Here is a 16,170-nt window from a genome sequence, read left to right on the forward strand (position 1 = left end):
ATGCAACTCTCCGACTTTAATTACGAACTCCCACCCGAACTAATCGCCCAACATCCTTTGGCGAATAGAACCGATAGCCGCCTCTTAGAGGTGAAGGTTGATGGGCCAAATCATGTCCAATTGGTAGATCGACAGTTTAAGGACATTCTGAGTCTTCTTCAGCCTGGGGACTTATTAGTCTTTAACGACACTAAGGTCATTCCTGCGCGCTTACACGGCAAAAAGGAGACTGGCGGGAATGTGGAGCTACTCATTGAACGCATTAGTGGTGAAAAGCAGGCTTGGGTACAAATTAGAGCCTCCAAGGTACCCAAGACTGGAACGATTGTTCATATCCATAATCCAGCAGGCGAAACTTTCCCCGTAGAGATGATTGGCTATGACGGACGTTTTTATGAGGTGCGTTTTCCGGAGAATGTGTTTTCTTTGCTTGAGCGTTTTGGTGAGCTCCCTCTACCTCCTTACATTGAGCATCAACCCGATGGTGAAGACGCGCAGCGTTATCAAACGGTAGTCGCCAAAAATCCAGGGGCGGTAGCTGCCCCAACAGCAGGCTTACATTTTGATGAAGCAATTTTGCAAAAGCTAAAGGATGCTGGTGTAAATCACGCAACCGTCACACTTCATGTCGGTGCAGGAACATTTACTCCTGTACGTGAAGAAGATCTTTCAAAACATAAGATGCACTACGAATGGTTCTCCATTCCCAATGAGACATTAGAAGCCATTGAGGTCACCAAGAAAAATGGTGGCAGAGTTGTTGCGGTAGGCACCACTAGTCTGCGCGCACTAGAGAGCCAGGCTGCTAGCGGGCAAAGGAGCGGTGAAACGAATCTCTTTATTACCCCAGGCTATCAATTTAAAACAGTAGATTGTTTGTTAACCAACTTTCATCTGCCAAAATCTACCTTATTAATGTTGGTCAGTGCTTTTGCGGGAATGGAAAACATTCGCGCTGCTTATCAACATGCCATTCATCAGAAGTATCGTTTCTTCAGCTATGGAGATGCGATGTTTCTTTGTCGACTCGAGAATCCAAAGTTATGACCAAACCCGTTCACTTCAATATCCTGGCGCGCGACTCGCAAAGCCCAGCCCGCCTTGGTCAGCTTGACCTTCCACATGGCAGCGTGCAAACACCCATCTTTATGCCCGTGGGAACGTATGGCACCGTCAAGGCAATGACGCCGCGTGATTTGAATGAAGCCAAGGCACAAATTATTTTGGGTAACACTTTTCATCTCTGGTTAAGACCAGGATTAGATGTGATCAAAAAACATGGTGGCTTGCATCGCTTTATGGGTTGGGACAAACCGATCCTCACTGACTCAGGTGGCTTTCAGGTATTTAGTTTGGGCGCGCTGCGCAAGATCTCTGAAGAGGGCGTGACTTTTGCATCTCCAATTAATGGCGACAAATTATTTATGTCTCCAGAAGTGTCGATGGAAATTCAGGCGGTGCTCAATAGCGATATCGCAATGCAATTTGATGAATGCACTCCTTACGAAATCAAAGGTCAACCTACCTCTGAAAAAACAGCTCGTGCATCACTAGAGATGTCTTTGCGCTGGGGCGATCGCTCTCTCAAGCGTTTTCGCGAACTGAATACAGGCAACGGACTCTTTGGCATTGTTCAAGGCGGCATGTTTGAGAATCTTCGTGAATTTTCATTGAATGCCGTAAGTCAGCAAGGTTTTGATGGGATTGCTATTGGCGGCTTATCAGTGGGAGAGCCTAAACCCGAGTTTGAGCGAATTCTGAATTTCACTGCGCCAAAATTGCCAGAACATATGCCTCATTATTTAATGGGTGTTGGCACTCCAGAAGATCTGATATTGGGCGTTAGCCTGGGTATTGATATGTTCGATTGCGTAATGCCAACCCGCAATGCCCGCAATGGCTGGCTTTTTACCCGCTTTGGGGACCTCAAACTACGAAATTCTGGATACAAGGACGATGATCGCCCTGTGGATCCTACCTGCGCCTGCTATACCTGCCAAAACTTCACCAGATCCTACTTAAATCACCTCCAAAAGGCCAATGAAATCCTGGGATCCCAGCTGAATACCATCCACAACCTGTCCTACTACCTCCAGTTGATGACAGAGGTCCGCGAGGCTCTCAGCAAAGACCGCTTTAGCGCATATCGTGAGGAATTTCACAGCAATCGTCAGCGTGGCGTCGAGCCTGGACAGGACTAATAGCCCTACAGGGGGCAAAACCCCCTGCAAATCACCTCCAAAGCCCCACACAGTTTAGAATTGCGGGTTACGGCCAACGGTTTAAGGGTCGAAAAATATCGCAGTTTTTAATTGGTAATTAACGGAGGTTTTGTATGTGGATTAGTAACGCTTTTGCCCAAGCTCCTGCAGCGGGCGCAGATTCCAATGGCTTGATGAGCTTTCTCCCCTTGATTTTGATGTTTGCAGTTTTGTACTTCATCATGATTCGCCCACAAATGAAGCGTCAAAAAGAAACTAAAGCAATGCTCGAGTCATTAGGCGTTGGTGATGAGGTTGTTACTGTTGGCGGCATCATGGGCAAAGTAACAGCATTGAAAGACCAAGTGGTTACCGTTGAAATTTCTGCTGGCACTGAAGTGCACATGCAAAAAGGCGCTATCACTACAGTATTGCCAAAGGGCACACTGAAGTCTGCTTAATTTTATTGTTTAAAAGTATCTCAATATGAATCGCTACCCTCTCTGGAAATATCTAGTCATTGCCGTTGCCTTGCTGATCGGCGGACTATATTCATTACCCAATTTCTATGGTGAGGCTCCAGCGGTTCAGGTCTCGTCTGCCAAGCCAACCATCAAGGTTGATTTGGCAACACAGGCTCGTGTCGAAAAAATTCTGACAGAAGCCAACATTAGTAACACCGGCCTCTTCTTTGAAGTCGCTGGCAATGTAGGCTCTATCAAAGTTCGCTTCAATAACACTGACATTCAATTGCGCGCGCGCGATCTATTGCAGCAGAAAATGAATGTTGATCAAAATGATCCCAACTACACCGTTGCCTTAAACCTTCTGTCCAATACACCGGGCTGGTTAAGTGCAATCAATGCATTACCAATGCCACTGGGCTTGGATTTGCGTGGCGGCGTCTACTTCCTCTTACAAGTCGATATGAAGGGCGCAGTCCAGAAAAAAGTGACTTCCTTGGCAGGCGATATTCGCAGTCAATTACGTGACAAGAGCATTCGTCATCAAGGTATTGAGCGTGGCGCTGATTTCATCTCGATTAATTTCGCCAATGTCGAAGACGCTGATAAAGCACGCGCATTACTTACAACAGGCCAACCTGAGCTGATTTGGCTAATCAAATCCAATGGCTCTTTACCAAAATTAGTGGGCGAATTTAAGCCGACTGCCTTGAAGGAAATTCAAGACAACGCCGTTAAGCAAAACATCATCACCCTGAATAAGCGTGTGAACGAATTGGCGGTTAAAGAGCCGGTGATCCAACAACAAGGTGCTGAGCGCATTGTGGTGCAACTACCTGGAGTACAAGATACCGCTCGTGCCAAAGACATTATTGGCCGCACGGCAACTCTAGAGTCTCGCCTAGCCGATCCCTTGGTGTCTACCATTGGCTTAGGCGAAACTCCTCCTCCGGGTATGGATACTTTCCGCTTTGGAGAAAATCGTTTGGGTGTATTTAAAAAATCAGTGATCTTCAGTGGCGACCGTATTACCGATGCTAGCGCTGGTTTTGACCAAAACCAGCGCCCAGCAGTAAACATCTCCCTAGATGCTGCTGGTGGGCGCGTCATGCAAGAAGTGACTCGCGAAAATATCGGCAAGCCTATGGGCATGATCTTGTTTGAAAAGGGTAAAGGTGAAGTACTCACCATCGCCACTATTCAAAGTGAGTTTGGCTCTAAGTTCCAAATCACTGGTCAGCCAACTACCGAGAGCGCTAATGACTTAGCCCTGCTCTTGCGTGCTGGATCTTTGGCAGCGCCAATGGAAATCATTGAAGAACGCACTATTGGACCAAGTCTTGGCGCAGAAAATATTGAGAAGGGCTTTAAGTCACTCTTAATCGGCTTTACAGCGATCGCGATTTTCATGATGGCCTACTACTTACTATTTGGCACTTTCTCTGTTGTCGCTTTGGCAGTGAACTTACTCTTGCTGATCTCAGTGCTATCAATGCTGCAAGCCACCCTCACCTTGCCAGGTATCGCAGCGATGGCCTTGGCTCTGGGTATGGCTATTGACTCCAACGTGTTGATTAACGAGCGTATTCGTGAAGAGTTGCGTAACGGAGCTTCGCCACAAACAGCCATTTCTGTCGGCTTCGACAAAGCCTGGGCAACGATTCTGGACTCTAACGTAACGACTTTGATTGCTGGTCTAGCCTTATTGGCATTTGGATCGGGCCCCATCAAAGGCTTCGCAGTGGTTCACTGTTTAGGTATTCTGACTTCAATGTTCTCGGCTGTCTTCTTCTCACGTGGCCTTGTTAACCTCTGGTACGGCAGACATAAGAAGATTCAAAAACTCGCTATCGGCCAAGTTTGGCGCCCACAGGAGAAATAAGCCATGGAATTTTTCCGGATCAAAAAAGATATCCCCTTTATGCGCCATGCATTGGTGCTCAATGCGATTTCTTTAATTACTTTTTTAGCTGCAGTCTTTTTCCTCTGGCATAACGGCCTGCATCTCTCCATCGAATTTACTGGTGGCACGGTGATGGAAGTCAGCTATCCACAAACTGCGCCATTGGACTCTATTCGCGCCAAGGTTGAGAAGCTCGGCTATGCAGATACTCAGATTCAGAACTTTGGTAGCTCACGCGATGTCATGATTCGCCTGCCATTGCAAAAAGATGCTGAAGGCAAGTTGATTTCTTCTGCTGATCAGAGCACGGCAGTAATGCAAGCGCTTGAACCAGCAACGACTGGCGTGAAATTGCAGCGCGTTGAATTTGTTGGCCCACAGGTGGGTCAAGAGTTAGCTATTGACGGCCTAAAAGCACTCATCTTTGTAATCATTGGCATCGTGGTGTATCTATCTTTCCGCTTTGAGTGGAAGTTTGCGCTTGCCGGCATCATTGCGAACTTACATGACGTTGTCATCATCCTGGGCTTCTTTGCCTTCTTTCAGTGGGAGTTCTCCCTCTCAGTATTGGCAGCCGTTCTTGCGGTTCTGGGCTATTCAGTAAACGAATCCGTCGTGATCTTTGACCGTATTCGTGAGAACTTCCGCAAATATCGCAAGATGAATACCCGTGAAATCATTGATAACGCAATTACGAGCACTATCAGCCGGACCGTAATCACTCACGGCAGTACTGAGATGATGGTTCTGGCAATGCTGGTCTTCGGTGGTCCAACACTCTTCTACTTTGCATTAGCACTGACCATTGGTATTTTGTTTGGTATCTACTCTTCAGTCTTCGTTGCTGCAGCATTGGCCATGTGGCTTGGTGTTAAACGTGAAGATTTAGTGAAGGGCGATAAAAAGCCAGATGACAATGCCCGCAACGATGATCCCAACTTCGGGGCACGGGTTTAACTCAGTAATCTCTAATTTAGCGTAAGTTTTGTTGATCAAGAGCGGCTAAGATTCTGTTAGTTGCACCTTGGTGTTCAGTTGAATAAGCCTTAGCAGCGGCGCTCATCTTCACCAACTCAGCAGCATTCAGGAGCAACTCTTTCAAGGCCTCCATTAAGGCTATTGGCTCCGTTAAAAGCAACTCACCCTGAATGCGTTTAGCCGCGCCACTATTAATCGCATCTAAGGCAGCCTGTTGAAAGTTATAGGTGTACTCACCTAAAAGAACAGGGCAACCCGCTGCACAAGCCTCAATCAGGTTTTGACCCCCAAAAGGCAGCAAACTTCCGCCCATCAATACCAGGTCAGAGGCGCCGTAATACATCGGCATCTCACCCATGGAATCACCCAGAACAACATCCAATCCAGCGCACTCACTCGGAATGCCAGCCCACTCGCTACGACGGCGAAACTTGAAGCCAGTATTGTTAATTTGATCTGCTACTTCTAAGAAGCGCTCCGGATGACGCGGCACCAAACAAAGTAAAGGAGGGATTGCGAAAGCATTGCTTAAGAGTAAATCTTTCCAGGCCTTCAGAATGATGGCCTCTTCTCCATCGCGTGTACTGGCAGCACTTACCAGCAAGCGATTTCCAGCATGCAGTTCCTTCTGCCACTCCTTGCCTTTAGCAAGTAATTGCGGGTTGAGTGGAACATCAAATTTCAGATTGCCGGTAATAACAACATTTTTAACGCCTAGGCTACGATAACGCCCTGCATCAAACTCAGTCTGCGCTAGGATTCCCGTAAAGGCTTGAAATAATGCACGCCCCGCTTTACCAAATCGATTAACGCGTAGGGCGCTCCTCTCGGAGAGGCGGGCATTCACTAGAAATAGGGGTAAGCCAATTTCTTTACAACGGAAGACCACAGTCGGCCATGCCTCAGTTTCCATGAAGAGGCCAAACTTTGGCTTAAAAGTCTTCAAGAAATGCTCTACAGACCAGCAGAGGTCATAAGGTAAATAGACTTGTCGAATTTGCCCAGCAGCAATCTCTCTGGCAAATAACTGCTTGCCAGTGCGGCGGCCATTCAGAGTCATGTGGGTGAGTAAAACGGATTCGCCCTCAGCAAGATAAGCTTCAATCAATGGTTGAGCAGCGCGCGTCTCACCTACCGATACCGCATGAATCCAAATAGAGCCTTGAGAAATAGGCTTGCTGTAGCCAAAGCCTAGTCGCTCCGGAATGTGATGAAGGTAGGAGAAGGCGTGACGTGCACGCCAAGCTAGACGAACGAAAGCCAAGGGCAATAACAGATGCCATAAGAATTGATAAGCAGCAAACCAGATCCGGGGACGTACCCCGAATTCTGAATTGGTAGTCAAGCTCACTTTTTGAGACGTTCGGTCAACTCGACCGCCTTACCTAAGTAAGAAGATGGTGTCATCTCCAACAAACGCGCTTTTGCATCCTCAGGAATCTTCAAGCCACGAATAAATGTTTGTAAATCTGCCTGATTAATGCCTTTGCCACGAGTCAATTCTTTTAACTGCTCATAGGGATTCTCAATGCCGTAACGACGCATCACAGTTTGTACTGGCTCAGCCAATACTTCCCAACATGCGTCTAAATCAGCAGCGATTGCAGCATGATTTACCTCTAACTTACCAAGGCCGCGCAACGCGCTGTCATAAGCCAATACGCTATGGCCAAATGCGGGACCCAGATTGCGCAAGACAGTGGAGTCAGTCAAGTCGCGCTGCCAACGAGAGATTGGTAATTTTTCCGCAAGGTGACGCAGCAATGCATTGGCAACACCCAAGTTACCTTCGGAGTTTTCAAAATCAATCGGATTCACTTTATGGGGCATCGTAGATGAACCAATCTCACCTGCTTTAGTGCGCTGCTTAAAGTAACCAACAGAGATGTAAGCCCAGAAGTCGCGATCCATATCCAAAAGAATCGTATTGGCCCGGGCGATCGCATCAAAGAGCTGGGCCATACCGTCGTGTGGCTCAATTTGAATGGTATAGGCGTTGAATGTTAAACCTAGACGTTTCTCAACCACGCTCTTGGAAAAATTTTCCCAATCAAAATCAGGATATGCTGACATATGAGCGTTGTAGTTACCTACCGCGCCATTCATCTTACCTAGTAAAGGGGCTGCAGCGATAGATTCGATCGCACGCTCTAAACGCTTGGCAATATTGGCAATTTCTTTACCCAAGGTGCTTGGGGAGGCTGGCTGGCCATGAGTGCGAGAGAGCAAGGGCACTTTAGCGTTCTCAATCGCGAGATCAGTCAGTACTGAAAGTACTTTTCTGAGTTGAGGCAAGAGCACCTCATCGCGGGCACCGCGCAACATTAAACCGTGAGAGGTATTGTTGATGTCTTCCGATGTACAGGCAAAGTGAATGAACTCACTTGCTTTCAACAAATCTGGTCGCCCAGCAACTTTTTCTTTCAAGAAGTACTCAACCGCTTTTACGTCGTGGTTGGTTACTGCTTCGATATCTTTAATACGCTGAGCATCTGCATCTGAAAAGTTTTCTGGGAGCGAGAGCAAAAAGGCTTCGTCAGCCGCATTAATTTTTGGGACATCAGGCAAGCCGGCAGCAGCCAAAGCCAAGAGCCAATGAATTTCCACAAAAACACGTTGGCGCATAAAAGCGGCTTCGGAAAGCCAGGGACGCAAGGCATCCAGTTTTCCGGCATAACGGCCATCTAAGGGGGAAAGGGCATTTAGGGTTGAAAGCGGCTGACTCACGAATATTGCCTTTGCATTGAATATGTCAATAAAAGCTGATTTTAATGCGTTCTGGCATACAGCAAACCCCTAATAGGATCGCTATACTTGAGCCCATGAAACTTATCGGATCCCTTACCAGCCCCTATGTACGTAAAGTACGCATTGTTTTTAACGAGAAAAAGGTCGATGTTGACCTCGAATTAGAGAATGTCTGGGCTGCAGACACCAAAATAGCCCTAAACAACCCCCTTGGCAAGGTTCCTTGCCTAATGGCTGACGATGGCGAGGCTATTTATGACTCCCGCGTCATCGCTGAATACGCTGATGGCCTAAGCCCAGTCAGCAAGCTCATTCCAACAGATAATCGTGAACGCGCTGCCGTGAAAACGTGGGAAGCGCTAGCAGACGGAGTGATGGATGCTGGCATTTTGGCCCGTTTAGAGCGCACCTTGCGCCCAGCAGAACAACAAAGCCAGACCTGGTATGACCGCCAAATGGGCAAGATTAATGGTGCTCTTCGTCAAATGTCCGAACAACTGGGTGGAAATGCCTGGTGTCACGGCAATCAAATCACCTTGGCAGATATCGCAGTAGGTTGCGCAATCGGATATTTATTATTTCGCTTTCCAGAAGTGAAATGGCAAACCCAATATCCAAATTTAGATCGTCTGTATCAAAAATTATTACAGCGACCTTCTTTTATTGAAACCGAACCACCCACCGCTTAATCAACCTGCTGCTGAATTAAAAATGCCAATCAGTTTTGATTGGCATTTTTGTATCGACTACTTGCTGATGAAAATTATGCAGAAATAATTCCACCGCCCAAACAAACGTCTCCGTCATAAAGAACAGCGGATTGTCCAGGAGTAACGGCCCACTGCGCTTCTGGAAAACTCAAGTCAAAGCTCAGCACTTCATCACCAGCACTCAAAATGCAAGCAGAGTCTGCTTGTCGATAACGTGTCTTAGCAGAATAATTTCCAGGTGTTGGTGCAACACCAGAAACCCAACTGGCATCCATCGCAGCAAGCTGATTAGCCAATAGCCATGGGTGTTCGTGGCCTTGGGCTACATACAAGGTGTTATTAGGAACGTCCTTGCGCGCTACATACCAGGCGTCACCATTACCATCTTGACTACCACCCAAACCAATACCTTTGCGCTGACCCAAGGTGAAGAAGGCTAAGCCCATATGCCCACCAACCGTCTTACCTTCAGGTGTTTTAATCGGGCCAGGTACGCGCGGCAAATAGCGATTTAAAAATTCCCTAAAAGGACGTTCGCCAATAAAGCAAATGCCGGTGGAGTCTTTCTTTTTAGCATTGTGCAAACCAATTTGCTCTGCAATTTTTCTGACTTCCGTTTTGGGGATTTCTCCAAGCGGGAACATCACGTTTGCTAATTGTTGCTGCGTTAAACGATGCAAGAAATAACTTTGGTCTTTACTGGCATCGACAGCTTTCAATAACTGCACTTTTCCGCCATCGTGGCGTACGCGCGCATAGTGACCTGTAGCAATAGCGTCAGCACCCAAACTCATGGCATGATCCAAGAAAGCTTTGAACTTAATTTCGGCATTACATAAGACATCGGGGTTGGGCGTTCGCCCCGCAGCGTACTCGCGCAAGAAATCAGCAAATACACGCTCACGGTATTCGGCGGCAAAATTGACTGCCTCAACGTCTATTCCGATCATATCGGCGACTGAAACCACATCGAGCCAGTCTTGACGAGCAGAACAGTACTCGTCGTTATCGTCATCTTCCCAATTTTTCATAAAAAGGCCAATAACTTCAAAGCCCTGCTCCTTGAGCATCCAGGCTGCAACTGACGAATCTACCCCTCCAGACATGCCAATAACGACTTTCTTGGGCTGGGAGGACGGGATTGAGGAAGAATTGAGCGGGATCATCAAAAAATGCGAAAATTCAATATAAGCTTACAGACCATATTGTAGAAGTCTTAGTCTGATTTCACAGAATTTCAGGCAAAAACCAAGCAAGAGGACTTAGGGATGAGTAAATAGGCGCAATTAGCCCTATTTAACTAAAATAGATTTTTTATAAATTTTGCTTTTGGAGACATGCCATGCGCATAGGAGTGCCACTGGAAACAAGGCCCGGGGAAACTCGAGTAGCCGCCACACCAGAAACCGTTAAAAAATTAATTGGTCAAGGTCATACCGTCGTTATTCAAAAAGACGCCGGAGTAAAAGCCAGTCAACCTGACTCTGCATTCGAAGCCGTAGGCGCAAGCATTGGTACCGCTGCAGATGCATTCGGTGCTGAGATTGTGCTCAAAGTACGCGCGCCCGAAGCGGCTGAACTCAAGCAAATTAAATCCGGTGCTGTGCTCTTAGGCATGCTCGATCCGTTTGACAACGACATGATTGCAGCCATGGCTGCGCAAGGCCTTACTGCATTCTCTTTAGAGGCTGCGCCACGCACAACACGCGCACAAAGCATGGACGTTTTATCTTCACAAGCAAATATTGCTGGTTACAAAGCAGTATTAGTTGCCGCAAATGAATATCAACGCTTCATGCCAATGCTGATGACTGCCGCAGGAACTGTTAAAGCAGCTCGCATACTAATCTTAGGTGCTGGTGTTGCAGGCTTGCAAGCAATCGCTACAGCAAAACGTCTTGGCGCAGTGATTGAAGCATCTGATGTTCGTCCAGCCGCTAAAGAACAAATTGAATCATTGGGCGCCAAGTTTGTTGACGTTCCTTATGAAACTGACGAAGAGCGTGAGATTGCACAAGGCGTTGGTGGCTATGCCCGCCCAATGCCTGAGGCTTGGATGAAGCGTCAAGCGGCCTTGGTTGCAGAGCGCGCGCAACAAGCTGACATTGTGATCACAACTGCATTGATTCCAGGACGCAAGCCACCAGTACTATTGCATAGCGATACTGTTGCCAATATGAAGCCGGGATCGATCGTGATCGACTTGGCCGCCGGCAAAGGTGATAACGGCTCAGGTAACTGCCCGTTAACGCAAGCAGACAAAGTAATTGATGTAAATGGCGTGAAAATTGTTGGCTACACAAACTTAGCTAGCATGGTTGCAGCAGATGCCTCTGCACTCTACTCACGCAACTTGCTCGATTTCATGAAACTCATCGTGGATAAAGAAGCCAATTTAGTTATCCCAAGCGATGATGACATCGTTACTGCTTGCTTAATGTGTCGTGATGGTCAAGCCATCCGCAAAAACTAATAGTAAAAATACTAAGGAAATACTATGGATCTCGCTGCCTTTCAAAGCATCCTCACCGTTCAAAACATTACCGTGTTTGTATTAGCCATTTTTGTTGGCTATCACGTAGTTTGGAACGTTACACCAGCATTACACACACCTTTAATGGCGGTGACCAATGCCATCTCCGGCATCATCATCGTTGGTGCATTGCTCCAAACTGAAGTTATCGGTGGCGATGAAATTACTCTCACCAGCATTATTGGTGCAGTAGCGGTATTCCTCGCGTCTATCAATATTTTTGGTGGCTTTATGGTCACCCGTCGCATGCTTGAAATGTTCAAGAAAAAAGCCCCTAAAGCTGATGCGGCTGGAACCAAATAAACCTAGAACAAGACCTATATAGAGACCAAAACTATGTCAAACATAACCGCCATTTCTTATCTCATTTCATCGGTGTTGTTCATCCTCGCTTTGCGTGGGTTGTCTTCACCTACCACTTCACGTCAAGGTAATACCTTCGGCATGATTGGTATGTTGTTAGCAGTCATCACCACTTTCTTCATTCCTGATTTCAAACCAGTCGTCTCTTTGATTGGTGTTGCGGTTGTGGCTGGCGCCATCATTGGCACGCTTGCCGCTAAGCGCGTACAAATGACCAAGATGCCTGAGTTAGTTGCCTTGATGCACTCCTTCGTAGGTTTGTCAGCTGTATTAATTGCGATCGCTGCTGTATTTAATCCAGCGCATGACCATACTGGCGCACAGAAAATTGAGCTCTTTATCGGCGCATTTATTGGTGCAATCACCTTTACCGCTTCTGTCATTGCATTTGGTAAGTTATCTGGCAAGGTCAGCGGTAAGCCAGTTACTTTCGCTGGTCAACATTTGCTGAACTTGATTTTGGCTATCTCAATGGTTGGCGCTGGAATTGCTTATTACATGGGTGATAGCCACGCAGCTTTCTTGGCAATGTGTGCCATTGCTTTGGTATTGGGCGTAACCTTGATCATCCCTATCGGCGGCGCCGATATGCCAGTAGTTGTATCTATGCTCAATAGCTATTCTGGTTGGGCGGCTGCTGGTATTGGCTTCACCCTAAACAACCCAGTGCTGATTATTGCGGGTGCTTGCGTGGGCTCTTCTGGCGCAATTCTGTCTTACATCATGTGTAAGGCGATGAACCGCTCCATTCTGGCCGTATTGCTCGGTGGCTTTGGTGCTGAAGCCGCTGCTGGCGGTGGTGATGATGGTGGCCCCAAGAATTACAAAACAGGCTCACCAGAAGATGCTGCTTTCCTCATGGAAAATGCTGACACTGTGATCATTGTTCCGGGTTATGGCTTAGCAGTGGCTCGCGCTCAACATGCATTGAAAGAATTGACTGAAAAGTTGACTCATCATGGCGTGACTGTGAAATATGCGATTCACCCAGTGGCAGGTCGTATGCCTGGTCACATGAACGTACTATTAGCCGAGGCCGAAGTTCCATATGACCAAGTATTTGAGATGGAAGATATCAATAGCGACTTTGGTCAGGCTGATGTAGTGCTGGTGCTTGGTGCCAACGACGTAGTGAACCCTGCTGCACGTACTCCAGGTAGCCCAATCTTTGGCATGCCAATCTTAGAAGCATTTAAAGCTAAAACCATCATCGTGAACAAACGTTCGATGGCAGCTGGTTATGCAGGCCTAGACAATGAACTCTTCTATATGGATAAAACCATGATGGTCTTCGGTGATGCGAAGAAGGTGGTTGAAGAGATGGTTAAGGCTGTTGAATAAGCCAACCCTCCAGGTCATCAAATAATTAACCGCCTTCGGGCGGTTTTTTATTACACTAAACAAACTCCTCAAAAAAGCGATACCACCTTACAAGAGCTTGCTATGCCAAATTTCGTTGAGAATCACCTCGATCTCGTTCAATATGCGCCGCAAATATTTTTTTCTTCTATCCTGGCATTTTTATTAGTAGGCTGGATCTTCGGGAGATATCGAACTCGTACCTCGGAACACGTCGTTGTCAGAGATTCATTGGCAACGGCAATTTTTGGCTTATCCGCACTGGTACTTGGCTTCACTTTTTCAAATGCAACCGAACATTACGACAAGCGGATTAGCTTAATGCGTGACCAGGCTTACGCCCTCAAGCAAGTCTATCAATCGAGCAATTACCTGAATCCTACAGATCGCATCACGGTACAAAATACCTTAAAGCAAATTCTTAGTCAGAGAATGTCTAAATATGAAAACCTTAAAAAAATAGATGACCTGGACGCCCATAACGATGTCTTGGCTAAGTCTTTAAATACTCTTAATGAAGAAATCAATCAATCCATTGGAAGGGCGCCAGTCAGCACTAGGGATTTGGCAGATAACATCTTGCGGCCCCAACTTGCATCTCTGTTAGACGTATTCCAAGAGGGAATACTCGATGGAAAAAAACATCCCCCAGCAATTATCGACCGCTTTCTCTTTGCTCTGCTCTCAATAGGGGCCTTATTAAGCGGTTACTCTATGGCAATCAAAAAAGAAGAGGACTGGTTTCTGACAGTGCTTTACTTGGGTTTGATGTGGTTTGCGCTTCACGTGATATTTGCCTTGGAATTCCCACATCAACTTCAAGATCCGCATCTCATGAATGCAGATTTTTTAAAACTTCAAAAAGTCTGGCAGTAATTACTAAAAAATTATCTTTTCTGGTAGCTATTGGATAAATTGTCCTGCAGAACATAGGCAATACCATTGGCTACCAAAGAAAGGTCTTGATCGAGAACGCGGCTTCGGTAAGTCCAACCAGCCGGTAATTTCAACTGCTCATTTAATACCGGGAGATCTTTCATGCTAAGCGTGGGATTCACGATTTGTGAATAAGACTGCATCACATAAACATCACCCCCAGGAGAAGTAAGTTCATATACGGCACTTCCCACTCTATAAATAAAATTGGTAGTACGGGTAACTTCATTGGGGGCGTAATTTTTACTACCCATCAATTGTTTCAGCAAACCAATTTGCACAGTTGCTCGTAAATTCATCTCCATGCCGCCGAAGGACTCTTTTACACCATTGACAGTATTGCCCGCTGCCTGTATTTCATCCATCGTCCAATAACGCGGGCCATTCAATAAAACAAACGAGGCATCAAACGACTTCTCAATCGATTCCTTGGTCAAAGTCCTCCACTGTGCTTCAGGACAAAGATTAAGACCTTGAGTATTAAATACCCTTATTTCCAAATTGATCCACGCTCGCTTACCCAGCAAAACTTCGCAATAACGCTGGTTACGCAAATTTGAGACACTTTTCTGAAATACTGGCTGAGGGTCAGCGGATTGAGCGATTGAAGACCCACCAAGAAAGGTGAAGCCCAGAAAGAGTAGGCTCACAGAAATGAAGTGGGCTGCTTGATTGCGACTAGTCATTTTGACCCCCGCTCCAGTGGTAATGTTGGGTACAGCTTACACTTATAAATAAAAAACACCCAATCTTTTGAACCAGGTGCTCTTATTTCTACAACCGCCAGTAGCAAATTAATCCTTAGTTCTTCAGTTATGAAGAGGGCGTTGTTAGATAAGATTTACAAACTAGCCGCTTTAGAAAAGTATCTACTGGCGGTTTTTTATTGCGCTAAGATACGTCATAGAGGCGTCGACAGAATGCTTCATCACTTAATAAGTCGAGACTATATGCAATTCAAATCAGCATTTATTACCTTTCTCATCGCAATCTGCCCAATTTTTTGGGTAGGCTCAGCCAGCTCACAAAGCAGCTATCCTAACCGAACCATACAAACCGTCATGCCGCTTCAAGCGGGAAGTGGCGTTGATATCTTGATGCGCCCAATTGCGCAAAAAATGGGGGAAAGCCTGGGTCAAGCTATCACAATAGAAAATATTCCCGGGGGTGCGGGATTGATTGGCGCAGCTAAGGTTGCACAAAGTCCTGCTGATGGCTATATCTTAGGCGCATTTAATGACAGCATCCTAACGATGCTACCCAATCTATACAAAAAGGTTGATTACGATCCAGTTCAAAGTTTTTCTCCAATATCTGAAGTAGCTGCGATTACTTTTGTGCTGGTTGCCAACCCAACATTTCCTGGGAATACCGCAGCGGACCTAGTGCGCATTGCTAAAGAAAAACCTGGTAGGATTGATTACGCATCTGGGGGCAATGGATCGCCACAGCATATTGGCATGGAAATCTTCCGCCAATATACTGGCGCCCCAATCGTTCACATTCCTTATCGTGGAGCTGCTGCTGCAGTCACTGACGTCATGGCTGGTCAAGTGCCAGTGATGATCAGCGCTTTATCGGTTGTACTTCCCCATATTCGTGCTGGAAAGCTAAAGGTATTGGGGGTAGCAAGTAAAACACGATCTCCGTTGCTTCCCAATACCCCAACAATTGGTGAGAGTGTGAAAGGTTATGAATTCTCAACCTGGGGCGCTCTACTAGCACCTAAGGGTACTTCACCAGCGGTTATTGAAAAGCTAAATGAGTCTTTAGCATCTGCGCTAAAGGATCCAAAGCTGCGTGAACAACTTATTCAGCAAGGCTTTGAATTTGTCCCTCTTGGCCCAGATCATTTAAAAGAAATGATTGCACAGGGATTGGTAAGGATGAAAAAAGTGATTAAGGATGGCGGTATACAGCCCGACTAATTCGAGAAGAGCAACAAATAAAAAACGCCTGGTCTTTTGAACCAGGC

General features: G+C 46.5%; 15 protein-coding genes. 11 read left to right on the forward strand and 4 right to left on the reverse strand.

Annotated elements, in window-relative coordinates:
* From queA to secF, 5 genes are all read left to right on the forward strand, one after another.
* Window positions 1-1,047 (forward strand): tRNA preQ1(34) S-adenosylmethionine ribosyltransferase-isomerase QueA, encoded by a 1,047-nt coding sequence (queA, locus tag FD963_RS08935; protein WP_215362054.1) that lies wholly within the window; start codon window positions 1-3, stop codon window positions 1,045-1,047.
* The gene (gene tgt, locus FD963_RS08940; RefSeq protein WP_215362056.1) at window positions 1,044-2,201 is read left to right on the forward strand and encodes a tRNA guanosine(34) transglycosylase Tgt; all 1,158 of its coding nucleotides are present in this window, start codon (window positions 1,044-1,046) and stop codon (window positions 2,199-2,201) included. The genes queA and tgt overlap by 4 nt, the downstream gene beginning before the upstream one ends.
* Window positions 2,202-2,335: 134 nt before the next feature.
* Entirely contained in the window at window positions 2,336-2,662 is a 327-nt protein-coding gene (gene yajC / locus FD963_RS08945) for a preprotein translocase subunit YajC (RefSeq protein WP_215362058.1), read from the forward strand.
* A gap of 25 nt (window positions 2,663-2,687) precedes the next feature.
* Window positions 2,688-4,547 (forward strand): protein translocase subunit SecD, encoded by a 1,860-nt coding sequence (gene secD, locus FD963_RS08950; protein ID WP_215362060.1) that lies wholly within the window; start codon window positions 2,688-2,690, stop codon window positions 4,545-4,547.
* A gap of 3 nt (window positions 4,548-4,550) precedes the next feature.
* Complete coding sequence (gene secF / locus FD963_RS08955) at window positions 4,551-5,525, forward strand: protein translocase subunit SecF (RefSeq protein ID WP_215362062.1); 975 nt, start codon at window positions 4,551-4,553, stop codon at window positions 5,523-5,525.
* Window positions 5,526-5,541: 16 nt separating this feature from the next.
* Here the strand turns inward: secF and FD963_RS08960 are convergent, their stop codons facing one another.
* Complete coding sequence (locus tag FD963_RS08960) at window positions 5,542-6,897, reverse strand: 3-deoxy-D-manno-octulosonic acid transferase (protein ID WP_215362064.1); 1,356 nt, start codon at window positions 6,895-6,897, stop codon at window positions 5,542-5,544.
* Window positions 6,894-8,273, reverse strand: coding sequence for an adenylosuccinate lyase (gene purB / locus FD963_RS08965; RefSeq protein ID WP_215362066.1), 1,380 nt, complete (start codon window positions 8,271-8,273; stop codon window positions 6,894-6,896). The genes FD963_RS08960 and purB overlap by 4 nt, the downstream gene beginning before the upstream one ends.
* 95 nt (window positions 8,274-8,368) lie before the next feature.
* Between purB and FD963_RS08970 the strand changes: the two genes are divergently transcribed.
* Entirely contained in the window at window positions 8,369-8,983 is a 615-nt protein-coding gene (locus tag FD963_RS08970; protein WP_215362067.1) for a glutathione S-transferase, read from the forward strand.
* A 74-nt stretch (window positions 8,984-9,057) separates the two neighbouring features.
* Here the strand turns inward: FD963_RS08970 and mnmA are convergent, their stop codons facing one another.
* Window positions 9,058-10,170: a tRNA 2-thiouridine(34) synthase MnmA gene (mnmA, locus tag FD963_RS08975; protein ID WP_215362069.1), complete on the reverse strand. Its 1,113-nt coding sequence runs from the start codon at window positions 10,168-10,170 to the stop codon at window positions 9,058-9,060.
* A 176-nt stretch (window positions 10,171-10,346) separates the two neighbouring features.
* Here mnmA and FD963_RS08980 point away from each other — a divergent pair, with 176 nt between their 5' ends.
* The 4 genes from FD963_RS08980 (at window position 10,347) to FD963_RS08995 (ending at window position 14,135) form a co-directional block, all read left to right on the forward strand.
* Window positions 10,347-11,477 carry a Re/Si-specific NAD(P)(+) transhydrogenase subunit alpha gene (locus FD963_RS08980; RefSeq protein ID WP_215362071.1) on the forward strand — a complete coding sequence of 377 codons (1,131 nt, stop codon included), beginning with the start codon at window positions 10,347-10,349 and terminating at the stop codon, window positions 11,475-11,477.
* A gap of 24 nt (window positions 11,478-11,501) precedes the next feature.
* Window positions 11,502-11,840: a proton-translocating transhydrogenase family protein gene (locus tag FD963_RS08985; RefSeq protein WP_011903634.1), complete on the forward strand. Its 339-nt coding sequence runs from the start codon at window positions 11,502-11,504 to the stop codon at window positions 11,838-11,840.
* A gap of 33 nt (window positions 11,841-11,873) precedes the next feature.
* Complete coding sequence (locus FD963_RS08990; RefSeq protein WP_215362073.1) at window positions 11,874-13,241, forward strand: NAD(P)(+) transhydrogenase (Re/Si-specific) subunit beta; 1,368 nt, start codon at window positions 11,874-11,876, stop codon at window positions 13,239-13,241.
* Between the two features lie 102 nt (window positions 13,242-13,343).
* Window positions 13,344-14,135 carry a hypothetical protein gene (locus FD963_RS08995; RefSeq protein ID WP_215362075.1) on the forward strand — a complete coding sequence of 264 codons (792 nt, stop codon included), beginning with the start codon at window positions 13,344-13,346 and terminating at the stop codon, window positions 14,133-14,135.
* Window positions 14,136-14,146: 11 nt separating this feature from the next.
* On the opposite strand, the gene FD963_RS09000 is transcribed toward FD963_RS08995, so the two are convergent.
* Window positions 14,147-14,881 (reverse strand): hypothetical protein, encoded by a 735-nt coding sequence (locus tag FD963_RS09000; RefSeq protein WP_215362077.1) that lies wholly within the window; start codon window positions 14,879-14,881, stop codon window positions 14,147-14,149.
* 264 nt (window positions 14,882-15,145) lie between these two features.
* Here FD963_RS09000 and FD963_RS09005 point away from each other — a divergent pair, with 264 nt between their 5' ends.
* Complete coding sequence (locus tag FD963_RS09005; RefSeq protein ID WP_215362079.1) at window positions 15,146-16,123, forward strand: tripartite tricarboxylate transporter substrate binding protein; 978 nt, start codon at window positions 15,146-15,148, stop codon at window positions 16,121-16,123.
* The last annotated feature ends 47 nt before the right edge of the window (window positions 16,124-16,170 follow it).

The sequence above is a fragment of the Polynucleobacter sp. JS-JIR-II-50 genome (assembly GCF_018687895.1).
GTDB lineage: Bacteria > Pseudomonadota > Gammaproteobacteria > Burkholderiales > Burkholderiaceae > Polynucleobacter.

Bases quoted from the DNA above. Each gene is read 5' to 3' on its own strand.
- FD963_RS08970 (WP_215362067.1), top strand. From the start codon at position 8,369: ATGAAACTTATCGGATCCCTTACCAGCCCCTATGTACGTAAAGTACGC.
- FD963_RS08980 (WP_215362071.1), top strand. From the start codon at position 10,347: ATGCGCATAGGAGTGCCACTGGAAACAAGGCCCGGGGAAACTCGAGTA.
- queA (WP_215362054.1), top strand. From the start codon at position 1: ATGCAACTCTCCGACTTTAATTACGAACTCCCACCCGAACTAATCGCC.
- tgt (WP_215362056.1), top strand. From the start codon at position 1,044: ATGACCAAACCCGTTCACTTCAATATCCTGGCGCGCGACTCGCAAAGC.
- FD963_RS08995 (WP_215362075.1), top strand. From the start codon at position 13,344: ATGCCAAATTTCGTTGAGAATCACCTCGATCTCGTTCAATATGCGCCG.
- FD963_RS08985 (WP_011903634.1), top strand. From the start codon at position 11,502: ATGGATCTCGCTGCCTTTCAAAGCATCCTCACCGTTCAAAACATTACC.
- FD963_RS09005 (WP_215362079.1), top strand. From the start codon at position 15,146: ATGCAATTCAAATCAGCATTTATTACCTTTCTCATCGCAATCTGCCCA.
- secF (WP_215362062.1), top strand. From the start codon at position 4,551: ATGGAATTTTTCCGGATCAAAAAAGATATCCCCTTTATGCGCCATGCA.
- mnmA (WP_215362069.1), bottom strand. From the start codon at position 10,170: ATGATCCCGCTCAATTCTTCCTCAATCCCGTCCTCCCAGCCCAAGAAA.
- FD963_RS09000 (WP_215362077.1), bottom strand. From the start codon at position 14,881: ATGACTAGTCGCAATCAAGCAGCCCACTTCATTTCTGTGAGCCTACTC.
- yajC (WP_215362058.1), top strand. From the start codon at position 2,336: ATGTGGATTAGTAACGCTTTTGCCCAAGCTCCTGCAGCGGGCGCAGAT.
- FD963_RS08990 (WP_215362073.1), top strand. From the start codon at position 11,874: ATGTCAAACATAACCGCCATTTCTTATCTCATTTCATCGGTGTTGTTC.
- secD (WP_215362060.1), top strand. From the start codon at position 2,688: ATGAATCGCTACCCTCTCTGGAAATATCTAGTCATTGCCGTTGCCTTG.